This is a genomic window from Cupriavidus sp. FW306-01-F10A, from assembly GCF_058782785.1.
Window position 1 is genome coordinate 1 of sequence record NZ_JBYSYA010000059.1, and the last position, 697, is coordinate 697.

General features: G+C 63.7%; 1 protein-coding gene. It reads left to right on the forward strand.

Features of this window, described 5'->3' with window-relative positions; translation table 11 throughout:
• Positions 1–697: citrate/2-methylcitrate synthase (locus AC3WLF_RS31330; protein WP_492359310.1), on the forward strand; the 697-nt coding region annotated here is incomplete at both ends.

Genomic DNA, 697 nt, shown 5'->3' on the forward strand with positions numbered 1-697 from the left:
GCCTCGGCTCGATGCTGCTGTACTGGTATCACTACAGCCACAACGGCCGCCGCATCGAAGTCGAAACCGACGATGACTCCATCGGCGGCCACTTCCTGCACCTGCTGCACGGCGAGAAGCCGTCGGCGCTGTGGGAGCGCGCCATGAACACCTCGCTCAACCTGTACGCCGAGCACGAATTCAACGCCTCGACCTTCGCCGCCCGCGTGATCGCCGGCACGGGCTCGGACATGTTCTCGTCGATCAGTGGCGCCATCGGCGCGCTGCGCGGCCCCAAGCACGGCGGCGCCAATGAAGTCGCGTTCGAGATCCAGAAGCGCTACGACAACCCGGACGAGGCCCAGGCCGACATCACCCGCCGCGTCGGGAACAAGGAAGTCGTGATCGGCTTCGGCCACCCGGTGTACACCACCGGCGACCCGCGCAACCAGGTGATCAAGGAAGTGGCGAAGAAGCTGTCGAAGGATGCCGGCTCGATGAAGATGTTCGACATCGCCGAGCGCCTGGAAACGGTGATGTGGGACATCAAGAAGATGTTCCCGAACCTGGACTGGTTCAGCGCGGTGAGCTACCACATGATGGGCGTGCCGACGGCGATGTTCACGCCGCTGTTTGTGATCGCGCGTACCTCCGGCTGGGCCGCGCACATTATCGAGCAGCGCATCGACAACAAGATCATCCGCCCGAGCGCCAACTA